General features: G+C 50.9%; 1 protein-coding gene. It reads left to right on the forward strand.

Annotated elements, in window-relative coordinates; genetic code table 11:
* A partial coding sequence (locus HMPREF0549_RS09185; protein WP_003718038.1) for an SLC13 family permease occupies positions 1-218 on the forward strand: 218 nt, incomplete at both ends.

Raw genomic sequence — 218 nt, forward strand, 5'->3', positions numbered from 1 at the left:
TCGGCTGGCGATGTTTATGGTGCTGGCGGCGGCGCTGCTTTCTACCTTTCTGACCAACGATGTCGCGCTGTTTATTGTTGTTCCGCTGACTATCACGCTAAAAAGACTGTGTGAGATCCCGGTTAATCGGCTGATTATTTTTGAGGCGCTGGCAGTCAACGCTGGTTCGCTACTGACGCCAATTGGCAACCCGCAAAATATTCTTATCTGGGGACGTT

Origin of the sequence: Limosilactobacillus vaginalis DSM 5837 = ATCC 49540 (assembly GCF_000159435.1) — a bacterium.
GTDB classification, from domain to species: Bacteria; Bacillota; Bacilli; order Lactobacillales; family Lactobacillaceae; genus Limosilactobacillus; species Limosilactobacillus vaginalis.